Source organism: Bacillus sp. EA-CB0995, from assembly GCF_055814245.1.
The window spans coordinates 937,205-960,769 of the sequence record NZ_CP169269.1; the positions used below are offsets into that span (position 1 = coordinate 937,205).

General features: G+C 38.5%; 17 protein-coding genes, 4 pseudogenes and 1 other annotated feature. Of the genes and pseudogenes, 11 read left to right on the forward strand and 10 right to left on the reverse strand.

Annotated features, from left to right (window positions below; translation table 11 throughout):
- Nucleotides 1–37: 37 nt before the first annotated feature.
- Nucleotides 38–553 carry a DUF6584 family protein gene (locus ACEWFJ_RS04975; RefSeq protein ID WP_473690785.1) on the reverse strand — a complete coding sequence of 172 codons (516 nt, stop codon included), beginning with the start codon at nucleotides 551–553 and terminating at the stop codon, nucleotides 38–40.
- A complete protein-coding gene (locus ACEWFJ_RS04980) occupies nucleotides 550–978 on the reverse strand; it encodes a DUF5412 domain-containing protein (RefSeq protein WP_473690787.1) in 429 nt (142 codons plus the stop codon). Before ACEWFJ_RS04980 ends, ACEWFJ_RS04975 begins: the two co-directional genes overlap by 4 nt.
- A gap of 236 nt (nucleotides 979–1,214) precedes the next feature.
- On the opposite strand from ACEWFJ_RS04980, the gene ACEWFJ_RS04985 reads away from it, so the two are divergent.
- The 7 genes from ACEWFJ_RS04985 (at nucleotide 1,215) to ACEWFJ_RS05015 (ending at nucleotide 9,324) form a co-directional block, all read left to right on the forward strand.
- The gene (locus ACEWFJ_RS04985) at nucleotides 1,215–1,733 is read left to right on the forward strand and encodes an RNA polymerase sigma factor SigX (RefSeq protein WP_473692355.1); all 519 of its coding nucleotides are present in this window, start codon (nucleotides 1,215–1,217) and stop codon (nucleotides 1,731–1,733) included.
- Nucleotides 1,734–1,736: 3 nt separating this feature from the next.
- Nucleotides 1,737–2,912 (forward strand): anti-sigma factor family protein, encoded by a 1,176-nt coding sequence (locus ACEWFJ_RS04990; protein ID WP_473690789.1) that lies wholly within the window; start codon nucleotides 1,737–1,739, stop codon nucleotides 2,910–2,912.
- A 64-nt stretch (nucleotides 2,913–2,976) separates the two neighbouring features.
- Nucleotides 2,977–3,942, forward strand: coding sequence for an ABC transporter ATP-binding protein (locus tag ACEWFJ_RS04995; protein WP_473690791.1), 966 nt, complete (start codon nucleotides 2,977–2,979; stop codon nucleotides 3,940–3,942).
- Entirely contained in the window at nucleotides 3,914–4,786 is an 873-nt protein-coding gene (locus ACEWFJ_RS05000) for an ABC transporter permease subunit (RefSeq protein ID WP_440602370.1), read from the forward strand. Before ACEWFJ_RS04995 ends, ACEWFJ_RS05000 begins: the two co-directional genes overlap by 29 nt.
- A 199-nt stretch (nucleotides 4,787–4,985) precedes the next feature.
- The gene (locus tag ACEWFJ_RS05005; RefSeq protein WP_473690794.1) at nucleotides 4,986–6,179 is read left to right on the forward strand and encodes an MDR family MFS transporter; all 1,194 of its coding nucleotides are present in this window, start codon (nucleotides 4,986–4,988) and stop codon (nucleotides 6,177–6,179) included.
- 50 nt (nucleotides 6,180–6,229) lie between these two features.
- Nucleotides 6,230–6,445, forward strand: a binding site (T-box leader).
- Between the two features lie 66 nt (nucleotides 6,446–6,511).
- Nucleotides 6,512–8,920 (forward strand): leucine--tRNA ligase, encoded by a 2,409-nt coding sequence (gene leuS, locus ACEWFJ_RS05010; RefSeq protein WP_473690796.1) that lies wholly within the window; start codon nucleotides 6,512–6,514, stop codon nucleotides 8,918–8,920.
- A 143-nt stretch (nucleotides 8,921–9,063) separates the two neighbouring features.
- Nucleotides 9,064–9,324, forward strand: a complete 261-nt coding sequence (locus tag ACEWFJ_RS05015) for a hypothetical protein (RefSeq protein WP_473690798.1) — start codon at nucleotides 9,064–9,066, stop codon at nucleotides 9,322–9,324.
- Between the two features lie 260 nt (nucleotides 9,325–9,584).
- Here ACEWFJ_RS05015 and ACEWFJ_RS05020 read toward each other — a convergent pair whose 3' ends face one another.
- From ACEWFJ_RS05020 to ACEWFJ_RS05035, 4 genes and pseudogenes are all read right to left on the reverse strand, one after another.
- Nucleotides 9,585–10,001, reverse strand: a complete 417-nt coding sequence (locus ACEWFJ_RS05020; RefSeq protein WP_253630643.1) for a pyrophosphohydrolase domain-containing protein — start codon at nucleotides 9,999–10,001, stop codon at nucleotides 9,585–9,587.
- 130 nt (nucleotides 10,002–10,131) lie between these two features.
- Nucleotides 10,132–11,237: pseudogene (locus ACEWFJ_RS05025) on the reverse strand (Ger(x)C family spore germination protein).
- The gene (locus tag ACEWFJ_RS05030; protein ID WP_473690800.1) at nucleotides 11,213–12,307 is read right to left on the reverse strand and encodes a GerAB/ArcD/ProY family transporter; all 1,095 of its coding nucleotides are present in this window, start codon (nucleotides 12,305–12,307) and stop codon (nucleotides 11,213–11,215) included. Before ACEWFJ_RS05030 ends, ACEWFJ_RS05025 begins: the two are co-directional and overlap by 25 nt.
- Before the next feature lie 16 nt (nucleotides 12,308–12,323).
- A pseudogene (locus ACEWFJ_RS05035) lies at nucleotides 12,324–14,347 on the reverse strand (spore germination protein).
- Nucleotides 14,348–14,621: 274 nt separating this feature from the next.
- Between ACEWFJ_RS05035 and ACEWFJ_RS05040 the strand changes: the two are divergent.
- The 4 genes and pseudogenes from ACEWFJ_RS05040 to ACEWFJ_RS05055 form a co-directional block, all read left to right on the forward strand.
- Nucleotides 14,622–15,749: an alpha/beta fold hydrolase gene (locus tag ACEWFJ_RS05040; protein WP_473690802.1), complete on the forward strand. Its 1,128-nt coding sequence runs from the start codon at nucleotides 14,622–14,624 to the stop codon at nucleotides 15,747–15,749.
- A gap of 78 nt (nucleotides 15,750–15,827) precedes the next feature.
- Nucleotides 15,828–16,133 (forward strand): rhodanese-like domain-containing protein, encoded by a 306-nt coding sequence (locus ACEWFJ_RS05045; RefSeq protein ID WP_098306683.1) that lies wholly within the window; start codon nucleotides 15,828–15,830, stop codon nucleotides 16,131–16,133.
- 136 nt (nucleotides 16,134–16,269) lie between these two features.
- On the forward strand, nucleotides 16,270–16,491 hold the full coding sequence (locus ACEWFJ_RS05050; protein ID WP_473690805.1) for a spore germination protein: 222 nt from the start codon (nucleotides 16,270–16,272) through the stop codon (nucleotides 16,489–16,491).
- Nucleotides 16,492–16,509: 18 nt separating this feature from the next.
- Nucleotides 16,510–16,719, forward strand: a pseudogene (locus ACEWFJ_RS05055) (hypothetical protein); the annotation flags it as partial.
- 363 nt (nucleotides 16,720–17,082) lie between these two features.
- On the opposite strand, the gene narI reads toward ACEWFJ_RS05055, so the two are convergent.
- From narI to ACEWFJ_RS05075, 4 genes and pseudogenes are all read right to left on the reverse strand, one after another.
- Nucleotides 17,083–17,781, reverse strand: a complete 699-nt coding sequence (gene narI / locus ACEWFJ_RS05060) for a respiratory nitrate reductase subunit gamma (RefSeq protein WP_473690807.1) — start codon at nucleotides 17,779–17,781, stop codon at nucleotides 17,083–17,085.
- Nucleotides 17,782–17,798: 17 nt separating this feature from the next.
- Nucleotides 17,799–18,329 carry a nitrate reductase molybdenum cofactor assembly chaperone gene (gene narJ, locus ACEWFJ_RS05065; protein WP_440602380.1) on the reverse strand — a complete coding sequence of 177 codons (531 nt, stop codon included), beginning with the start codon at nucleotides 18,327–18,329 and terminating at the stop codon, nucleotides 17,799–17,801.
- A 19-nt stretch (nucleotides 18,330–18,348) separates the two neighbouring features.
- A complete protein-coding gene (gene narH / locus ACEWFJ_RS05070; protein ID WP_473690809.1) occupies nucleotides 18,349–19,824 on the reverse strand; it encodes a nitrate reductase subunit beta in 1,476 nt (491 codons plus the stop codon).
- Nucleotides 19,814–23,496 (reverse strand): annotated as a pseudogene (locus ACEWFJ_RS05075) (nitrate reductase subunit alpha). Before ACEWFJ_RS05075 ends, narH begins: the two are co-directional and overlap by 11 nt.
- Nucleotides 23,497–23,565 lie beyond the last annotated feature (69 nt).

Consider the following 23,565-nt stretch of genomic DNA (forward strand, 5'->3'; position numbering starts at 1 on the left):
CCCGTTCTAAATAAGGATAATACATGTAAGGAAAGGTTTATTGAAATATCCAATCTAAGGCAGTGTAAATACCGAGTAGAGTAAACAACATCATTAATATGAATACTGAGATACACCCAAAAGGAACGAGCTTATCTTGCCACGTTTCTTCAGGTACTTCTATAATTTTTTCTTTTACTTTTTCTTTTAGAGAAGATGCAGTGTGTTCCGAACATAACTTTTGAATAATTTTGTTATCCCCTTTAAATTTTAAAGCTCTAGCTATATGATTAGCGTTATTCCCCATAGATTTTTCAAATTGAGAACACGCCTCAATCATTTCAGGTGTTTTCTGCTCTTCTAGGTACCAATATCGACCAGCCATTGCGGGATGTTGTAATTTGTAATAGACATCTCCTAGTTTCTTACGAAGATATAATACATTAGGATAAGTAGAAATTAAGCCATGTAGTCGATCTCTTGCTTTTCCTAAATCATTATTTTTAATATCGTTTTCTATCTTTTTTAAGGTTTTTTCAGGTATGTTGTTTATGGTACAATCCTCCTTTTTCATTTCATAAATTGCTTAGGATATTCTCTCGTATAGTTTTTATCGTTACGCCAATCATACGTTTCTTGTTTGCGAATATTTAAAGTTTGATTTCCAATTCTAACTGTAGTTTCATCTACCCATTCAATAAGTGGATCTTCATCTGGATAATTCCAGTATATAGTTTTAGCAGAATTCGTTTTAAGATGAATTAACTCACCTCTAGCAGCGTTTGCGCTTAATGATCCTCCATCATGAAAATAAGTTTTAATTTTATAATCTCCATTTGGAGATTCAATCGTTCGAATTAGCTTTCCTTTTGGAACACCTTGCAAACTAAAAAACTTCCAATATACAAAACTAGCTCCAATAATCAACGTAGAAAGAAAAACAATTCTTATTTTTATCTTTGTTTTCTTGCCCTTTTTTTGTATTTTTTCCGTATTCATTTGCTTCTCCCTTAAAAATGGTTATATGTATCTTATACCATTTCATGGATAATTTCTATGTATGGCTAGGTGCCTGTGCTTTTAGGGAAAATCTCTTAGAAGGAAAGGGAATTAGTTTCCATACAAGAAAATATTTTTTATTTTTTGTCACAAATAGCTAATTTATGGTTTCTTTATAGTGAAAGCGGCTAATAAGGAGGAAGAAACGAGTGGAGGTGAAAGCTTCATTGTTAAATATGTATGAACAAGATTCGGTTTCCAATATACAGTTTCAAGATGTATTTAAACAATATTATGCTCACGTTGTGAGACAAATTATGAGGATTGTGCGAGATCAAGCAATTGCTGAAGATTTAGCGCAGGAAGTATTTTTGCAATTATATCATACAAAATGGAACCAAATTGAAAGTGTATCGGCATGGCTTGCAAAAGCATCCATTTATGCGGCATATAACTATTTGCGATCTGAAAAAAGGAATCAAGCAAGAATCGAAAAAGAAGCCAATAATAAACAGTCAATTAGCTGTCCGTCATCGGAAGAACAATGTATTCAAAAAGAAGAAATTACTTGTGTACAAAGTACATTAAAAGAAATGGATGAGCGTGAACGTACCCTCTTATTGATGAAGTTTTCGGGATTTCAATATAAAGAAATAGCGGAGGCAACTCATATGGAAGTTTCCTCGGTTGGAACAATGCTAGCAAGAGCAAAGGCAAAATTTCGGAAGATGTATAGAGGGGTAAAGGAGGAGTGACAAATGAAATGCCAAGATATTGGATTTATTCAGGCATATTTAGATGGAGAATTAAACCGCGATGAAAGAAAGCGATATATTCAGCATCTTGACCAATGTAAAGCATGTCAAAAGACGTTAGAAGAAATGAGCAAGCTTAATCAATGGGTACAAGTGGTATTGGATGATGAATTCACAAACGTTGGTCAAGAAGTTGATATCGACGTTGATCGAGCTTGGAAAAACTTTGAACAAAATATACAAAATCATAATACGAAAGAAACAAACAGTGAGGAAATTAAAAAGAAGGGAAGATGGGAGAATATGAAGAAATCATCTAAACGTTGGATTGCTGCAACAGCGGCAGCGGCAGTTGTGTGTGTGTCTTTAACAGTTCCAGAAGTACGGGCAGGAGCAAGTAACTTGTTATCGATTTTTCGAGTAAAGGATGTGCAGCTCGTTCAACTTACTGATTCAGACTTACGTGAAATGGAAGGATGGATCTCTAATATGGAAGAAGGAGAAAAGTCCATTAAAGGAATTGGGAAAATAGGAATCAAAGATAATGGAAGTAAAAAAGATGCTCATTTTCAGTCAGAACAGCAAGCAAGAGAAGCTGGATATGATGTTCCAAAAGTACCAAATGGATATCGTGTAACGAATGTGGATGTGAATCCGTCATTTATTATGCAATTTGAGCTCGATACAGAAAAAGCTAATAAATTATTGAAACAATTACAAAGTAATACGCAATTTGAAAGTGCTTTGAATGGTAAGCAGTTTTCAATCACAGTTCCGGAATCAGTACGTACTCAAATAGAAGTTGAGGGCAATCGAACATCAAGCGCTTTTTCTTATAATGTGATTGATGCACCAAAAATTTCTGTTCCAGAAGGTGTAGATGTTGCGAAATTACAAAAAACAGTTTTAGAGCTTCCGATTATTCCTGGGAATGTGAAAACACAACTTGCAGGTATTCAAGATTGGACACATACATTGCCGATTCCTTATGTAGCAAAAGATGCAAAAGCATCAGAGACAAAGGTTCAAGGAGTAAAGGCCGTTTTATATAGTGCTGAATATGAAAACGTGCTGATTTGGGAGAAAGATGGGAAATTGCATATGATCGAGCAACATAAAGAGCAAGGAAAAGATATGAATGCAAGTGATCTTATTAAACTTGCAAATGAATTAAAATAATGATTGAACAAGAGCGGCTCCGCAAAAGGGGCGGCTCTGTTCCTGTATAGGGCGGAGGTAAAACATGAACGAAGACTGGATTATACAAACAAAGAATTTAACAAAACAATATAACGGAAAAGGCGGTATCCGCAACATTTCATTAGACGTTCCGCGCGGTACTGTATTCGGGTTTATAGGTCCTAACGGTGCAGGGAAAAGTACGTTTGTGCGAACGATGCTTGGATTGATTCACGCGGATTCTGGAACAGCGCAAATGCTAGGACAGCCGATTGGGACAATTGAATCAAAACGGCGCATTGGCTATTTACCTGAACTGTTTCGCTATCCTGATTGGCTGACTGGTTGGCAGTTACTTGAAACGCATGCGAAATTATGCGATCTGCCTTTTCGAGAGCGGAAAGCAAAAATGAATGAGGTTATTGAAAAAGTAGGTCTAAAGGGAAGGGAGAAAGAAAAAATTCGCGGTTATTCAAAAGGAATGCAGCAGCGTATTGGACTGGCCTGTGCCCTGCTTTCTGATCCGGAATTGATTTTTTTAGATGAGCCAACATCCGCGCTTGATCCAATCGGACGAAAAGAAGTGCGTCATTTAATGGAAGAGCTTCGAGACCAAGGGAAGACAGTATTTTTAAATAGCCATCTATTAAATGAAATTGAACATCTATGTGATCACGTGGCGATTATTAATAAGGGAGAGTTAATTGTACAAGGAGATTGGCGCTCATTAATGATGATTCAAACAGAAGTTGAAGTAACACTTGGCGAAAAGAGCGAATTGTTTTTTAAACAACTGCCTCCGTTTATTAAAAATGTAAGGAAGATAGAAGAACAGCAAAATCGTAAACGTTGGATTATCACGCTGCAACAAGAAGACGACATTCCTAGATTGTTAGAAGCATTTGTATCACTACATATTCCTGTGTATCAGCTAAATCCGGTTCACCCGCATTTGGAAGATGTGTTTATGTACTGGGTGAATAAGAAAGAGGGGACGCAGCATGTGGACAATCGCCAAGTTATCATTTAAAGAAATCCTTTTAAAGCGTATTTTTACCATTACATTATGTATGACTTTTGCCTTTTTAATATTTTATGGAGTGGCCATTCATTACGCCGTCAGTGAAATCATTCCAGGAGAATCTAGTGGTCTTTCGACAGCTCAAGATTTTATGAGCAAGAGTTTCTTTTCTACACAACTTCTTGGGGTAGGGTTATACTTTTCTTCGTTTATCACAGCGTTGTTAGCTATTTTAAGTAGTGTTGGCAGCATTGCCAATGAAATTGAAAGTCATCAAATTGATACATGGTTGACGAGACCGATTTCGCGCTTTTCCTTTTTAATGGGAAAATGGATCGGCTTATGTTGCTTACTGATTGCGTACGCAGCCTTTCTATTTATAAGTATCGTGCTTATTCATCAAACAATGGGAGGGAATACGTTTCATTTAGATTTCACGGCGACGCAGATTATAAAAGCATTGGCTCTTTTTTTAATACAGCCCGTTATTTTAATTAGCATCGCGATATTACTAAGCACACGTATGGCGACATTAAATGCTGGCATTGTGTTAATTATTTTGTACGGAACTGGGTTTATTGGCGGATTTGTTGAGCAAATCGGTACATTGGCACAAAAAACAGCACTTGTAAACATGGGCATAATTGCAAGCCTTTTATTCCCAATTGATACAATGTATCGTAAAATGACAATCTATTTATTTGATTCATCAGACAATCCTTTATCAATAGCCTCACAAGGAGTGTTCGGGAGTGTTTCGACACCGAGTAATATGATGATTGTTTATGCTGTTTTATATGTGTTAGCAGCTATTTTTATAGCGATTCGTACATTTAAATCACGTGATTTATAAGGGGATGAAACTTCAATGTATTCTCCAAATGCTGTAAAGTGTGAAAGGAAATCCATCTCTTTATGTAGAGGTGGGTTTTATTTTATATCTCATTATCTGAATTTCACCAACTATTAATCATTTGCCTTCCTATTCAAAAACGACTACAATTTTACTGTTATTGAAGACCGAAAAAATAATAGAATAGGAGGGAAGGGGCATGCCAAGGAAAGTATGGCTATTAGTAGCTGGGATGATTATTAATGTCACAGGTGCTTCTTTTTTATGGCCTTTTAACACCATTTATTTACATGATCATTTAGGGAAGTCATTATCTGTGGCCGGAATGGTATTAATGATTAACTCGTTAACAGGAGTAATTGGTAATTTACTCGGCGGTGTTTTATTTGATAAATGGGGCGGATATAAGTCCATTTTAGTTGGTATTGTTATTACACTATTAGCGATTTTAGGACTGGTATTCTTCCATGGTTGGCCATTTTATGTTGTGTGGCTTGCGTTAATTGGATTTGGTTCTGGAATGGTCTTTCCGTCGATGTATGCAATGGTCGGAACGGTTTGGCCAGAAGGCGGACGGAGAGCATTTAATGCGATGTATGTAGGACAAAACGTTGGAATCGCTATTGGAACAGCGTGCGGTGGCTTAGTTGCTTCTTATCGTTTTGATTATATTTTCTTAGCGAACTTTATTTTATACTTTATTTTCTTCTTAATTGCTTTTATTGGATTCCGTGGTATGGAAGATAAGAAAGAGAAGAGTGTAGAAGTAAAAGAAAAAACGAAAAAAGGTTGGTCACTTACACCAGGATTCAAGGCGCTTCTTATTGTATGTGTAGCATATGCTTTATGCTGGGTTACATATGTACAGTGGCAAGGAGCGATTGCAACGTATATGCAGGAATTGAATATTAGTCTTCGTCATTATAGTTTATTATGGACGATAAATGGTGCGATGATTGTTTGTGCTCAGCCATTAATAAGTATGATTATTCGAGCGATGAAGCGTTCTTTAAAACAACAGATTATGATCGGGATTGGTATTTTCGCAGTATCCTTCATTGTACTGAGTCAAGCGCAGCAATTTACAATGTTCCTTGTCGCAATGGTGACATTAACAATTGGTGAATTATTTGTTTGGCCAGCTATTCCAACAATTGCGAATATCCTTGCACCAAATGATAAGCTCGGTTTTTATCAAGGTGTTGTAAATAGTGCAGCAACTGTTGGGAAAATGTTTGGACCTGTTGTCGGCGGAGCAATTGTAGATCTATATAATATGGAAGTATTGTTCATAGCGATAATGGTAATGCTTGTAGTAGCACTTATCGCAACGAGTATTTATGATAAGAGAGTACGGGTTGAAGAAACAGTAGAAGAAAAAATTGCAGTTTAGTTTGACGGAACATGTAACTTGTTTTAGAATATATTTTAAATAACTCATATGTAATAACAGTGATAAGGAGTAGTAGTAATAGAAGCTGGTTTAGAGAGTTGACGGTCGGTGCAAGTCAATCCACGTTTCGTTATGAACTCGCCTTGGAGTTGCAATCGTGAAAGATAGTAGCGATTTGTCGTCTATCCACGTTACGGATCTAAGCGAATGTATGTATGACATTAATTTAGGGTGGTACCGCGGGAATATAACCTCTCGTCCCTTTTCTGGGATGAGGGGTTTTTTGTATTTTTGGCGGTGAAAATATATAGAATTTGAATGGAGGGTATTTCATGAGCTTCAATCATCAAGAAATTGAAAAGAAGTGGCAAGCGTATTGGGAAGAGAATAAAACATTCCGTACGCCAGATGAAACAGATAAACCGAAATTTTACGCACTAGATATGTTCCCATATCCATCAGGTGCAGGTCTGCACGTAGGACATCCAGAAGGATATACAGCAACGGACATTTTATCTCGTATGAAACGTATGCAAGGCTATAACGTACTTCATCCAATGGGATGGGATGCGTTCGGTCTTCCAGCAGAGCAATACGCACTTGATACTGGAAACAGCCCGGCTGAATTTACAGAGAAAAACATTAACACGTTCCGCAATCAAATTAAATCATTAGGTTTCTCTTATGATTGGGATCGTGAAGTAAATACGACAGATCCAGGCTATTACAAGTGGACACAATGGATCTTCCTAAAATTATTTGAAAAAGGCTTAGCTTACGTGGATGAAGTACCAGTAAACTGGTGCCCGGCACTTGGTACTGTACTTGCGAACGAAGAAGTAATTGATGGCGTAAGTGAGCGCGGCGGACATCCTGTTGAGCGTCGTCCGATGAGACAATGGATGCTTAAGATTACAGCTTATGCAGATCGTTTACTTGAAGACTTAGATGAACTTGATTGGCCAGAAAGCTTAAAAGATATGCAGCGCAACTGGATCGGTCGTTCTGAAGGAGCAGAAGTACACTTTAACATCGACGGTACAGATGAGAAGTTTACGGTGTTTACAACGCGTCCTGATACACTATTTGGTGCAACTTACTGTGTACTTGCTCCAGAGCATGCGCTTGTTGCAGAAATTACAACTGCAGATCAAAAAGAAGCAGTGGAAGCATACATTGATTCTGTAAAAGCGAAAAGTGATTTAGAGCGTACAGAGCTTGCGAAAGAAAAAACAGGCGTATTTACAGGTGCTTATGCGATTAACCCAGTAAACGGTGAGAAATTACCAATCTGGATCGCTGACTATGTGCTTGCTAGCTACGGAACAGGTGCAGTAATGGCAGTTCCAGCACATGATGAGCGTGATTACGAGTTTGCGCAAACATTCGAGCTTCCAATGAAAGAAGTTGTAGAAGGCGGAGACATTACGAAAGAAGCACATACAGGTGATGGTGCTCACGTAAATTCTGCATTCTTAGATGGCTTAAATAAAGAAGAAGCAATTGCAAAAATGATTGAATGGCTTGAAGTAACAAGTGCAGGAAATCAAAAAGTAACATACCGTCTTCGTGACTGGTTATTTAGCCGTCAACGTTACTGGGGTGAGCCGATTCCGATTATCCACTGGGAAGATGGCACAATGTCAGCTGTAAAAGAAGAAGAATTACCATTAGTTCTTCCGAAAACAGAGAACATCCGTCCATCTGGTACAGGTGAATCACCACTTGCAAACATTGATGAGTGGGTAAATATTGTTGATCCAGTGACTGGTAAGAAAGGTCGCCGCGAGACAAACACAATGCCGCAATGGGCAGGTAGCTGCTGGTATTACCTACGTTATATCGATCCGAAAAACAGCGAAGCACTTGCTGATCCAGAAAAAATTAAACAATGGCTTCCAGTCGATATTTACATCGGCGGTGCAGAGCATGCAGTACTTCATTTACTATATGCACGCTTCTGGCATAAAGTATTATATGATGTAGGCGTGGTTCCAACGAAAGAGCCATTCCAACAACTATTTAACCAAGGTATGATTCTAGGTGAAAACAACGAGAAGATGAGTAAATCAAAAGGTAACGTTGTAAACCCTGATGATATCGTAGCAAGCCACGGTGCAGATACACTTCGTCTATACGAAATGTTTATGGGACCATTAGATGCTTCTATTGCTTGGTCTGAAAATGGTCTTGACGGAGCTCGTCGTTTCTTAGATCGCGTATGGCGTCTATTTGTTCAAGATAATGGTGAACTAAGCGAGAAAATTACAGATGCAGCAAATAAAAATCTTGAAAAAGCATATCATCAAACAGTGAAGAAAGTAACAGAAGACTATGCAGAACTTCGCTTTAACACTGCGATTTCTCAAATGATGATGTTTGTAAATGATGCATATAAAGCAGAAACACTTCCAAAAGAATATGTAGAAGGTTTTGTGAAATTGTTAGCACCAGTTGCACCGCACGTAGCGGAAGAGCTTTGGAGCAAGCTTGGACATAACGAAACAATCACATATGTAAGCTGGCCAACATTTGATGAGTCTAAACTTGTAGAAGATGAAGTTGAAATCGTTGTTCAAGTCATGGGCAAAGTACGTGCGAAGCTAACGATGAAAAAAGATGCATCAAAAGAAGAAATGGAACAACTTGCAATTGAGGCAATTAAAGAGCAAATTGAAGGGAAAACAGTTCGTAAAGTAATTGTTGTTCCTGGAAAACTTGTGAATATCGTAGCGAATTAATGGAAAAGAGCACCTATTTTTAGGTGCTCTTTTTATGTTTTGAACGGGATGAAAGAGCTGAATTTTAGACAGACAAACACCTATTTCTCTTTTTGCAATATGATAACATCGACACATTAAATTGTGAGGAAGAGGTGAACGAAATGAATTATAATGAACAACGACAAATGATTAGTCCATCTGGCATGGGTGGAGTTCCTACAACACAAGTAGGATATCCACATGGAGGATATCCTTATGGCTATCATCATGTGGGATATCATCCACATTATCCATATCATCATGTGGGGTATCATCCACATTATCCATATCATCATCATGGCTATCAACATGTTATTTATCATCCTCATCACCATGGTTATTATCACGGCCATCCTTCTGTCACGCCATATCAAGGCATGTAAGATTAAACAACTATGGAATAGGGCGTTAGTGCCTTAAAGAAAATCTCCTTCTATGCAAGGAGATTTTTTATTTGGGAATGATAAAGAAAAAGGGGGTGTATACATATGGGAAAAGGTAGAAGTAACAATACTGGCCAAAGACAGCCTAATTTCGATGCAAATGCTTCGAAAGGAAAGCAACCTCAGATGGGAGATTCGAAGAAGAAATAGAGAAAAGGAGCCATTTAACAGATGGCTCCTTTTCAAATGGAAATCATATATTATTTTTTTGCTTCTTGACGCTGACGTTCAATTTCCGCACGAAGTTGTGGTTCTGGTGCTTCCCATCCTTCAGGTTTTAAAATCTTGCCGTCACCTTCGCGGAAGCGTGGTTTACCGTCTGGGAATAATTTTGCCATGTTTGCATTGTTCACAATCTCAAAACCTTTATCAGGACGTACACCCATTTCAGCAAACGTTCCAAATGCAAAGTAAATTAAGTCAATTAATGCATCGTATTGATCTTCTACTGTATTTGCTTCTAAGAACTCCTCTAGTTCTTCTTGCATAAAGCTTGCACGAATTTTTGCACGCTCTTCTGTTAATTTTGTTGGAGTATCAGCAACAGGGTGACCGAATACTTCATGCATTTTCGCAACAAGTTCATATCCTTTATCTAAACCTTTTTCGTTTGTCATGTTGTTTCATCCTTTCTCGTTCTTTGCCGATTTTTATTGTAACATGATTTACGTTAGGGAGGCTTAAAATCTGTTTTTACTAAAAAAGATCCTCTTTCCAATTTAATTTTAGGAAAGAGGATCAATTATTTTACTCAATAACGCCTGAATTTGTAATATCAACTGTATACTTTACTTTCACAGGAACATCTTTGTACATTTTTTCCCATTCTTTCAATTTAAAAGGTCTGTAGTGTTGTTTAAATCTGGCACCTAAAGCGAGCGGGTCTGTATCAAGAGATTGAAATTTTTTTATTAATTTTACTCCATCTGCATTTAAGCTCTTTTCAATGTCTTTTCGTATTTTTTCTACATTTTTTTTGTTTTCTAGGTTAGCTTGCTTCGAAACCTCTTGAATGCGAGCTGCCATTTTTACGTGAATAAAAAAGGAAGGCTTGCCGTTGCTTACATATACACGATAAGAAGGAGAAGAACGAATATTGTTAATGATCGTATAGCCTAATTTTGTTTTAAATTCATGCGAATCCATCTGACTTTTCTCGAGCAGTGATTTAAAAAGAAACATATCTTTTTCTTCTACTTTTCCTATATACATACCTGTTTTGAAAAGAGCCATACCTGTAATTTTAATGCTTTTATTTTTCTTTTTTAATATAGGCATATACGTATCTTGCCCTTCACGATAATATCTGGCAGCCTGAAGGTGTAAATTATCTTTTGGTAATACACCCGTTTTCATATTATGTTCTAACGTTTTTGTCATGTAGATTGCTACGTTAGCAGATGTGTTATATTTGCCTGTGAGCAGTTTTTCCCCTTCTCCATTTCCGCCACCTTCAAGGATGCCAACATATAATAAGTTACCGATAGTTACATCGCGAAGAAGCGTATCAAGTATACCAGAGAGTCCTTTTTTAGCTAGTTTTTCTGTGAAAAGATTAACGCGCATTTGTCCGCTGACAAGAGGTTGTCCAGATTCTAAAGAAGTTGTTACTTTAATTTGTTTGACTGTATTCCCATACCCTTGAAGTACTTGTACTTTATTCCCTTTTCTTTGAATAGGACAAACGTAAGTCACTTTTACTCTTTTTTATTTGAGTCTGTATCTGAGGCGACATCAAAAACAGCACCTTGAATGAGGCTAAGATCATCAACAATGTTTTTGGGTACACATGCTGTTGTAAAAAATAAGCATAAACTAAAAAGGAATACTACTTGCTTTTTGATGTTTTCCATTTCTTTTTCACCCACATTATAAGAAATAAAACCGGGATGTACACGTAAACAATCCAAAAACTTGCTTTTGAGACTTGACTAATAAAATTATTAATGTCATACCGTTCTGTTAGCAATTGTGAAATAATGACGGTTAAGAATAGTAAGGAAATTAATATGTATTTTTGTTTTACGCGAAATAGTTCATGTAATCCTCTTGTTGCACCCCATAAGGGTAGGATGATACTTGTAATTGCAATGAGTGCATAGCCGGAGATAGCAATATATTCTAGTCGCTCAATGAAAGGAAGTTTAATTACTTGTGTGATGGATAGCTGTGACCAAATTGTTTTTGATAATTGTTTTTCGCTAAAGAACGCAAAAGCAAGAATTGTACTTAGTAAATATAAAAAGTTAGAAAATAAAACACCATATTGTGCAAATTTATGAGATTTCTCGGGTGTTTTAATAAATGGATATATCATCAAAATAATTTCGAAACTAATCATTGTATAAACAGATGCTTGAACTGATTTTAAAATATCCCCAAAAGAATGAGAGAATATAGGTAGTAGGTTTGCAAAGTTACTGTATTTCATTGCTAAAAATAACATCATGATATATCCGCATGTAGCGACAACAGAAACAACACAAATACCAGTCATAACTCGAAAGCCAGATGAGATAATGTAATAACTAAGTAGAGATAAAAAGATTGTTAATTTCCATGTAGCTGCTGTTGGGAACATCCAAACTTGAACAATTTCTACGTACGTGCGCATAACGGATACGCTAACAAGAAAGAAATATACAAGAAATATTAGAGTGAATGCATTTCCTATCCATTTTCCAAATATATTTTGATGCAATGTAATCAGGTTTCCATTCACACTTCCTAATAAACGGTACATCATCCACATCAGAAGGTGAATTATTATCCCTCCAATAATAACGCCTATCCATGCATCGTATCCGGCAGCTTTTGCAATAATACGTGCAAATCCAAGAACACCAACCCCGAATTGTGCACTATGGATTAAGAAAAAAGCAAAAATGGGAGATACTTTGTAGGTTATTTTAACTGTACTCATATGCTCTCCTCGTTTCTTACTCATCAAAATCTGTCATACGTTTTTGAAACACTTCTTTTACATAACGACCGGCATGTTGCGGCCTTGATTGAATATTGCGTGTATCTATTTTCGATAAGGGCATTCGTACGAGTGAGTCTTTTATCGACTGTTTCCGAAATGGATAAAAAAGCCCGTACGGTTTTCGAAGGGATGATAATTGAAAAAGTCGCGTTAAAAGAATGACAAATCCTAGCGAAATTCCTAATAGTCCCCACAACTCTGCAAGTATTAGAAATGGAAAGCGAAGTAAACGAACGGCATTACCCATTTTATAAATGGGTGTAATAAACGATGCAAGCGCAGATAAGGCGACGATGATCAACAAAATATTACTTGTTAATCCCGCTTGTACAGATGCTTGCCCAATAACGATACCGCCTACAATACCGAGTGTTTGTCCGACTTTCATTGGTAAACGTGTCCCTGCTTCACGGAGAAGGTCAATGGCTAACTCTAGAAAAATAGCCTCTATTAAAGGCGGGAATGGCACTTGTGCCCGCGATAAAATTAATGTTTCCAGCAAATCACTTGGAATCAATTCGTAATGATAACTAAGCACCGCTACATATAGAGGCGTTGCACAAATTGAAAATGTAACTGCTAAAAAACGTAATAAGCGGGAAAATGTTGCATAAAACCATGACACACTGTAATCCTCAGGCGAGATGAAGAAGTCTAGTAGAGATACAGGTGCTAATAAAACATTTGGTGAACCATCGACAAATAGAGCAATTTTTCCGTCAACGAGCCCGCTGCTTACACGATCAGCACGTTCTGTATTAATAAAAGTTGGAAAAATAGATGTATCGCCCATTAAATGGGGAATATAATAGCTATCATTAATTTGCTCATATTGAATTTTGCTCAGGATATCTTCTAAATATGTGATGTTTTCTTCTTCTGCTAAATTACTCAAATACATCATAACGACTTTTGTTTTTGAAAATTCCCCGATTAACAATTCTTTTGTTTTTAATTCCAGGACTGGTAAACGCTTACGAACAAGATTAATGTTTGTATCGATATCCTCTACAAATCCTTCTTGCGGCCCAATAACTGCTGATTCGTTTAATGGTATACTCGGCAATCTGTATTTCTCAATTGCGATGTTTGCAAGTAGGCATTCAGTATCATGCTCCTGCAGTTGAATAATGGCATGCCCTTTTAAGACCATTTCTTCAATTTTTTTACATCACTTGTAATGGTAAGGCCGCTTATTGGAACCATTGCTTTTATTTCTTCTAGTGTTGGCGCAGTATGATGTAATAAAGCAGGCATTAAATAATTTTGTAATCTCATACCATCCATTGATGTACGAAAATACGAAATCCAATAAGGCTTAGCTGGGTCTTCGGAAGTATGATAGTGAACAAAATCGCTTGATTCTTGTAATTTTTGCAGAAGTTCTTGTAGTGAATGAGCTGTTTCATGCTCTGGCTTACTAAAATCGAAAATGCCGTTTTTACTTTGTTTGGAATATTGTTGGTTTGATTGTTGATTTGGCTGTTGCTTATTTGTATCAGCTTGTTGTTGATTTGGCTGTTGCTTATTTGTATCAGCTTGTTGCTGTTTTGGCTGTTGCTTATTTGTATCAGCTTGTTGTTGTTTTGGCTGTTGCTTATTTGTTTGAGCTTGTTGTTGTTTCGGCTGTTGCTTATTTGTTTGAGTTTGTTGTTGCTCTGGTTGTTGCTTGTTTGTTTGAGTTTGTTGTTGTTCCGGCTGTTGCTTGCTTGTTTGAGCTTGTTGTTGTTCCGACTGTTGCTTGTTTGCTTGAGCTTGTTGTTGTTCCGGCTGTTGCTTGTTTGCTTGAGCTTGTTGCTGTTCCGGTTGTTGTTTACTTGCTTGAGCTTGTTGCTGTTCCGGTTGTTGTTTACTTGCTTGAGCTTGTTGTTGTTTTGGCTGTTGCTCCGTTTGCTTAGTTTGTTGTGTGCCTTTCATTTGTTCCTTCTTTGTTGCATCTGTACTGTTCTTTTTTCTATGAAACCATTTAAAAAACATATGTATTCCCTCTTTATCCAAATAAGATAACTTTAGTCTGTGGGAATTTTTATATATTATGCACATATTTGTATTTGAAAAAAGCGAAACAAATGGCTGGGTTATGGTAGGAGGAAATCATGCCCTATCGTTCGAATAAATATAATTGATTATGGTGTATGCGCATTCTTGTAACAAAGGATATATTTGCAGCGGCTTTTTTCGCTTTGTCTTCAGTATCACACTTTGTTTGTACTAGTAGAAATGAGGAAAAGTGTTATGTAAGGAGGACGAAATGGTGTTATATGTAGAAAAACAAGAATTTCGATTAAAGAAATTCACATTTGAAAACGGTGCATCAATCCCAATTCAAATTGGTTATGAAACATACGGTAAGTTAAACCGTGAGAAGTCCAATGCGATTTTAGTATGTCATTATTTTAGTGCAACGAGTCATGCGGCAGGACAGTATACAGAGCATGACCCTCTTCCTGGATGGTGGGATGAATTAATTGGACCAGGAAAAGCAATCGATACAAATAAATATTTTGTTATTTGCACGGACAATTTGTGTAACGTTCAAGTGAAAAATCCTTATGTTGTGACAACCGGGCCAAAGATGATAAATCCAGAAACAGGTGCAGAGTATGGGATGACTTTTCCCGTCTTTACGTTTCTTGATATGGCTCGTATTCAATACGAATTAATACGACATATGGGGATTGCGAGGTTACATACTGTGATTGGGCCATCTGCTGGTGGGATGATTGCTCAGCAATGGGCGGTTCATTACCCGCATATGATGGAGCGAGTGATTGGCGTCATTACAAATCCGCAAAATCCAATAGTGACGGCTGTTAATGTTTTGCAAAATGCAATAGATGCCATTCAATTAGATCCAGCTTGGAATAATGGAAATTACGGAGAGAGGCAGCCGGTGAAAGGACTGCATATGGCCGCTAAAATGATGTTTATAAACGCATTTGATGCGCATTATTATGAGACGACATTTTCGCGGAGCCATACAGAATCTGCACCTTATCAAGATTTCTTTACTTTAACTTCATTTGAAGAAGAAATTCATGAAGTAACATTACAGAATATTGCATTTGTCGATGCAAATTCATGGATGTATACAGCAAAAGCAACGTTATTACATGACATTGCCCGCGGTTTTTCTTCATTAGAAGAAGCGCTTCGACAAGTAGAAGCAAGCGTCCTTATGATTCCTTGTAAGCAAGATATACTACAGCCTTCTCGTTATAATTATGAAATGGTTGAGTTATTGAGGAAGACTAGAAAATTTGCAGAAGTGTATGAGATTGAAAGTATACATGGACATATGGCAGGGGTGTTAGAGACACATTTGTTTGCTAGCAAAGTACATCAATTCATAAATCAGCGAACTTCAAATGTTCTCTAATGAGACTTGGGAACATAGCTTGTTTTCTAGCTATTGCATGCTAAAATTGAGAATGAATCGAAAGAAGGAGGCAGTTCTATGTCTGAAATTAAAACAATTATGCCACAAGAAGTACAAGAGCGTTTAGAAAAAGGGGAAACGTTATTTTTAGTAGATGTGCGTGAAGATGAAGAAGTAGAATACGGGAAAATTCCAGAAGCAGTTCATATTAAAATGAATGATATTCCGCATAAAGTAGACTTCTTTGATAAAGAAAATGAATACATTTTTATCTGTAGATCAGGTGTGCGCAGTGAAAATGTTTGTCATTATTTAAATGAACTAGGCTATAAAACAGTAAACATGGTTGGCGGCATGATGCAATATGAAGGTGAAATTAAATAAAGTTCAACTAATCATCAGCGGGGATATCCCTGCTAGAAATAATTCTTTTAAAACTTGAAACGCGTCCGTTTCAAGTTTTTTTCTTTTGCATACAGTGTAGAAAGGAAGAGATATTGTTAAGGAAGGTGGTTTACGGGTGAATCCACTTATTCGCAAAATTAAAATCATAAACAATAGAGGACCAATCAATATGGGGAATTGTTATGATCTTTCTCCGTTTATTGCGACGAAGATATTTAGTGGGGCTGGTGGATCAAGCTCTGCTAGATTGTTAAATGGGAAGTTAATGCCACCGAGCGTACCACGAGGTAATACTGAATTTACTCCGGCGGAAATAAGTGTAACAGCAGGAGTGTAATAGAAAGGTTGTATAAAAATGGGAGCTTGTATTAAGGAGTTTGTTATTATAAATAATTCTGGGAATATTTTCACAGGAGATAATTTGCGGGATACTTCGTTTGTTGCAACAAAAACATTTACCGGATCAACAGGACCAACATGTATGGATGTTGTAGTCGTTATCGGAAATACAAATGAAGTTTGTCTGAAACCTGGAGACACAATTACAACAACTATTACACGAGGTAGCACCTTGACAGGTGCTGCTGCAAGTAGTAGCGGGATGACAGATACTTTACCGGGAGCTCAGAATAGCAATGGGATGACAGGTACTTCACAGGGAGCTCAGAATAGCAATGGGATGAAAGGTACTTTACAGACAGCTCAGAATAGCAGCGGGATGACGGGTGCTTCACAGGGGACTACGAATAGCAATGGGATGACAAGTGCTTTACCGGGAGCTCAGAATAGCAGTGGGATGACGGGTGCTTCACAGGGAGCTGCGAATGTGGAGCGTACAGATTGTATAGTAGAATAAGAAAAAAGCATTCCGATGAAAGGAATGCTTTTCTATTTTTATAAAATACTTATTTTGTAAAAAATCCCCTAATTAAAGTTTCATTTCGTTAGACTCTATCGGTTTTCTTTTTCGATAAATAACATAGCTGCGTCGTAAATATTTCACGGGAACGCTAAAGACATGAACGAGTCTTGTAAATGGCCATGCTGCAAACAGTCCCATTGCTGCAACGATGTGAATTTTAAACCAAATTGGCACCTCCGCCATATACTCGGCTTTAGGTTGGAAAATAAAGAGGCTGCGGAACCACGGGCCAACCGTTGTTCGATAATCAAAACCATTTGAATCAATATTTAAAAATGTAGAAGAAAGTCCTGCGAGCATTACGATGAGCAACAAGATGAGGGCAATGTAGTCTCCCTTTGTACTTGTTGCGATAATACGTTTTACGGTAAAGCGGCGATACGTTAAAATGAATAATCCGATTATAGAAGCAATACCTGCCGGAAGGCCGAAACCGATTGCCATTATATGATACGTATGCTCAGAAATGCCGAGGGAACTATAGACGGATTCGGGGATTAAAATTCCCATGACATGCCCGCCAATTACGAACATAATACCAAAATGAAACAATAAACTTCCGATTCGGAGCATTTTCTTCTCTAATAGTTCACTAGATTTTGATGTCCAACCAAATTGATCGTAGTTGTATCTAAAAATATGCCCACCAATGAAAATGACTAAAATGATATATGGAAAGAGTACCCATAAAAATTGATTTATCATCTTTGCCGTACTCCTTTCTATTCTATTTCATACTGCCATGCACCAATAGCAGTAAGGATGCATCGGACAATTGGTTCGTACATATTGTTTGCGTCTTTTAATTGTTGATGCAATGCCTCGATATTGCTTGTGTATTTTTTCATAATCGGCTCACTATCTTCTTCCTCTGCATTTGCGAGAAACTCTAACATAAGTGGTAAATAATCAGGCAGTTCTTTATCCGTTACAGCGAAGCCTGCTTTTTGATAGTGTTGTTTTAATTCTAGTAGTTCAATTCCTCGTTCTCGTTGTTCACCGGTATTCATATAAGTAAGATACATATTTGTTTTTTTGCCAAAATCAAATGTATATACATACGATTCAATTAATTCATCATTTGTTTTTTGCTTCGCTTGTTCGATAAATGTTGTAAGGGTAGTGCGAATTTCCTCATGTTCGATGCTTTGAATATCACTCTGTAAATGAGGAAGTGCTTCTCTCCATCCCTGTTCAGGATAGGAGAGAAGAAAGGAAGAACAAGAAAAAGCAGTTTGTAAACTTTGTTTCATAGTTGTTACCTCCTTTATTTTAAGAGATTGTCATACAAGAGCCCGGGCCGCCAGCAAAGGAAAGACCGCAGCTTCCTTGCTCGTTATAAAGGTCTGCTACTTGTTCGCGGTGAGAAGTTGGAATGACGAAACGATCTTTATATTTCGCAATCGCAAGAAGACGGTACATATCTTCAATGTCTTCTTTTGTTAAGCCCAGTCCTGTTAATACATCTTCATTTGGTTCTTTATTTATTTGCAATGCTCTCATATGGGTACGCATAACAGCCATTTTTTTCAATGTAAGACGAATATGAGATTCATCGCCTGCAGTTAATAAGTTTGCTAAATATTGAATCGGAATACGCATATTATCAATAGCAGGGAAAATTTCTTCTGCTTGCCAGTTGCTTCCTTTTCCTTCGACCATGTTCATAATCGGGCTTAAAGGCGGGATGTACCAAACCATTGGCAACGTACGATACTCTGGATGAAGTGGAAGCGCAATTTTCCAATCGATAATCATTTTATAAATAGGTGATTGCTGAGCAGCTTTGATCCATTCTTCTGGAATACCTTGTTTCTTTGCTTCAGCGGCTATTTCTGGATCGTTTGGATCTAGGAATACGTTAAGCTGAGAATGGTATAAGTCTTTTTCATCTTCTACAGATGCGGCTTCTTTTACTTTATCAGCGTCATATAACATAACTCCGATGTAACGAATGCGTCCAACGCATGTTTCAGAACAAATTGTCGGCATACCAGCTTCAATACGCGGGAAACACATCGTACATTTTTCAGCTTTATTCGTTTGCCAGTTGAAATACACTTTTTTGTATGGACAAGAAGAGACACAGAATCTCCAAGCGCGGCATGCGTTTTGATCAACAAGGACAATTCCATCTTCATCGCGCTTATACATAGAGCCAGATGGACAAGAAGATACGCACGGCGGATTGATGCAATGTTCGCAAATACGCGGTAAGTACATCATGAACACATTTTCGAAATCCGTTTTAACTTCTTCTTCCATTTTCTTGACGTTTGGATCTTGTAAGCCTGTTATATGCCCGCCTGCTAAATCATCTTCCCAGTTTGGTCCCCACTCAATTTTATCGATAAATTCACCTGTAATGGCTGACTTTGGGCGAGCAACCGGCTGGTGCTTTCGCTGCGGGCTGTTTGTTAATGTTTCATAGTCGTAGTTCCAAGGCTCAAAGTAATCATCAATTGTTGGTTGATCTGGGTTATGAAAAATGTTCATGAGACGTTTCATTTTTGAACCGGATTTCAACTGAAGGTCTCCGTTCTTCAGCTCCCAGCCGCCTTTATATTTTTCTTGATCTTCCCATTGTTTTGGATAGCCAATGCCCGGTTTTGTTTCCACGTTGTTAAAGTACATGTATTCAGCACCTGGACGATTCGTCCAGGTGTTTTTGCATGTTACGCTGCAAGTGTGGCAGCCGATGCATTTATCAAGATTCATTACCATTCCGACTTGTGCTTTAATCTTCAAGCCAATCTACCTCCTTCAGTTTGCGGATGACGACGTTTAAGTCGCGTTGGTTGCCGGTTGGGCCATAGTAGTTAAAGCCATAGCTTAATTGACCGTATCCGCCAATCATATGTGTTGGTTTTACGTGAATACGCGTCGGGCTATTGTGTGTTCCTCCGCGGTTACTTGTTAAATTCGTACCAGGCACGTTAATGTGGCGATCTTGTGCATGATGCATAAAGGCCATTCCTCGCGGCATGCGGTGTGTTACGACAGCACGTGCAACAACGACACCGTTTCGGTTAAAGCATTCAATCCAGTCATTATCAGCAACACCGGCTTCAGCGGCGTCATCTTTATTCATCCATACTGTTGGTCCACCACGGAACAGTGTTAACATTGGCAGTGCATCAAAGTACATACTATGAATGGACCACTTGTTATGCGGTGTTAAATAGTTCAGCGTAATTTCTTTTCCTTCTACTTCAGGGCGAGATTTACGGAACGGTTTATGCTGTAAAATTGGTTTGAACGTTGCCATTGTTTCGCCAAATTCTTTCATCATATCGTGATCTAAGTAGAAAGATTGACGCCCTGTTATTGTTCTCCAAGGAATAAGACGTTCTACGTTTGTTGTAAACGGTGAGTAACGGCGTCCTCCTTTTTCTGAGCCACTAAAAGCGGGGAGGTAATAACTGTTTTTGGCTGTGCTGTAATTTGTTCGAATGTGAAGCATTCTTCTTCACGCTCTGCTGCTAAATCACGGAGTTGTAAGTCCGTTTGTTTTTCAAGTGCTTCCCATGCTTTTACTGCCATATGACCGTTTGTTGTAGAAGAAAGGGTTAGCACGGCTTCAGCGGCATTGATTGCTTCTGTTATGTCAGGGCATCCTTTCGCGATAGAATCAGCGCGAATTACACCTAATTTACTCTTTAGTTGTTCGTATTCTTTTTCCGCAGACCAAGAGATGCCTTTCGTGCCAATCGGTTGTTTTCCAACGTTTGGTCCAAGTGCGGTCATTTTGTCATAAATCGTTTTATAGTCACGCTCTACAACATGAATTTGCGGCATTGTTTTGCCTGGGATTGGCTCACATTCCCCTTTGCTCCAATCTTTAATTTGTCCGAGCGGCTGCGCTAATTCTTGCGGTGTATCGTGAAGAAGCGGCGTTGCAACCACCTCTTTCATTGGCTCAAGGTCTAACTTTTGTGCTAGATCAGAGACTGCTTTTGAAAGGGAGCAGAAAATATCCCAATCAGAACGAGCTTCCCACGGTGAACCGATTGCTGGGTTAAATGGATGCACGAACGGATGCATATCTGTACTGCTTAAATCATGCTTTTCATACCACGTGGAAGCAGGAAGAACGATGTCAGAGTATAGTGCTGTTCCAGCCATGCGGAAATCTAAGTTGATAAGTAGATCTAGCTTTCCTTCCGGTGCTTCTTCATGCCACTTTATTTCCTCTGGTCGTAATGAATCACTATCGTCGTTCATTAATCCGTTTGTTGTACCTAATAAATGTTTTAAGAAATACTCGTGTCCTTTACCAGAACTTGAGATTAAATTTGCGCGCCATACGAATAAATTGCGCGGGAAGTTATTTTTGTTATCAGGGTCTTCAATCGCAAATTTAAGCTCTTTTTCTTTTAGCTTCTGCGCAACATATTTCCCGATTTCCTCTTGGGTTGTTGCACCACTAGCGACTGCTTCTTTATATAATTCAATGCCATTCTTTTCGAACGTTGGATAAGAAGGTAGCCAGCCAAGGCGAGCCGCTAACACATTGTAATCACCATGATGTTGATAGCGTGAATTGCCGACAACTGGCGATGCTAAATGTCCAACTGGTGTATCTTCATAGCGCCACTGATCTGTAACGAAATAGAAGAAGGATGTACCGTTTTGCAGTTTCGGCGGGCCTTGCCAATCTTTTGCTGTTGCGATGGTTTGCCAACCTTCTGCTGGGCGTAACTTTTCTTGGCCGACATAATGAGCCCAGCCGCCGCCGTTTACACCTTGTGCACCAACAAGAAGAACGAGGTTTAACACAGCGCGGTAAATCGTATCAGAGTTAAACCAATGGTTAATACCAGCGCCGACAATAATCATCGAGCGTCCATTTGTATCAACAGCATTTTGAGCAAATTCACGAGCGATTTGAATAATAAGTTCTCGTTTTACACCTGTCATTTTTTCTTGCCATGCTGGCGTAAACGGAACATCTTCATCAAAGCTCTTCGGTTCTTGGCCGCCAAGACCGCGGTCTACGCCGTAGTTTGCTAATGTTAAATCATAGACAGTTGTTACGAAAAGATCTCCGTTTGGTGTTGTAATCTTTTTCACTGGAATGGTACGTTCTAATACTTCATTTCCGTCATCAGAAAAGTACGGAATTTGTACAGTTCCAATTGCATCCTCCATACCAAGTAAAGAAAGACGCGGCCCAATTTTTTCACCTGTTTGTTCATCTTCTAAACGTAAGTTCCACTTTTTCTCGTTATCCCAGCGTGATCCCATTGTGCCATGCGGCGTTGCGAAATCATGACAGTTATCGTTCCAAAGAACGGGCTTCCATTCGCCAAGCTTCGTTTCCCGGCCAATATCAGCCGCATTTAAGAAGCGATCTGCAACAAATTGATCTCCTTGCTGCTTTAACGTGACAAGGAATGGGAAATCTGTATATTGTTTTGCATAATTTATGAAGTAGTCCACTTGTTTATCCACGTAGAATTCTTGTAAAATGACGTGCCCCATTGCCATTGCAAGTGCACCGTCTGTTCCTTGTTTTACACTGATCCAATCATCAGCGAATTTTGTTGATTCGGCAAAATCAGGGCTAACAGAAACGACTTTCGTTCCTTTATAGCGCACTTCAGCTAAGAAGTGGGCATCTGGTGTCCGCGTCATTGGTACGTTTGAACCCCATGTCATAATGTAGCCGGCGTTGTACCAATCACTACTTTCTGGCACATCCGTTTGATCACCCCAAATTTGCGGTGAAGCTGGCGGTAAGTCAGCGTACCAATCGTAGAAGCTAAGCATCGGTCCGCCCATAAGCTGCATAAAGCGGCTTCCAGCTGCGTGGCTTAACATTGACATCGCAGGAATTGGCGAGAAGCCAACATTTCGATCTGGACCGTATTTGATTACTGTATATAATAAGGAAGCAGCAACAAGCTGTAATACCTCATCCCAATTTGCACGAATGAAGCCGCCTTTTCCGCGTGCCCCTTTATATGTGCGTGCTTTTTCTGGATTTTCAACAATGCTTTTCCAAGCGTCTAACGGTGATTCATGTTTTTGTAGTTCCTCTTGCCACATATTCCAAAGAACGCCGCGTACATATGGGTATTTCACGCGAAGCGGACTATAAATGTACCAAGAAAAGCTTGCTCCGCGCGGACATCCACGTGGCTCAAAGTCTGGCATATCAGGACCAGTAGTCGGATAATTTAGCTCTTGTCCTTCCCAAGTTACAATTCCATCTTTTACGTAAATGTTCCAGCTGCAAGAACCGGTGCAGTTTACGCCATGTGTGGAGCGGATTACTTTATCATGCTGCCATCGCTTTCTATAAGCGTTTTCCCATTCGCGGTCTTCGTATGTTTCTTGTGTATGATTATCGTTATAACGATCTATTGGAGAAAAATATTTTAAACGTTGCATGAATGGTGATAGTTTCTTTTTCATACTGTTCACTCCTTTATTGCGTCTCTCTTGCTTACTTTCACTATAAGAGGGCGTGCAAAATAGAGATGT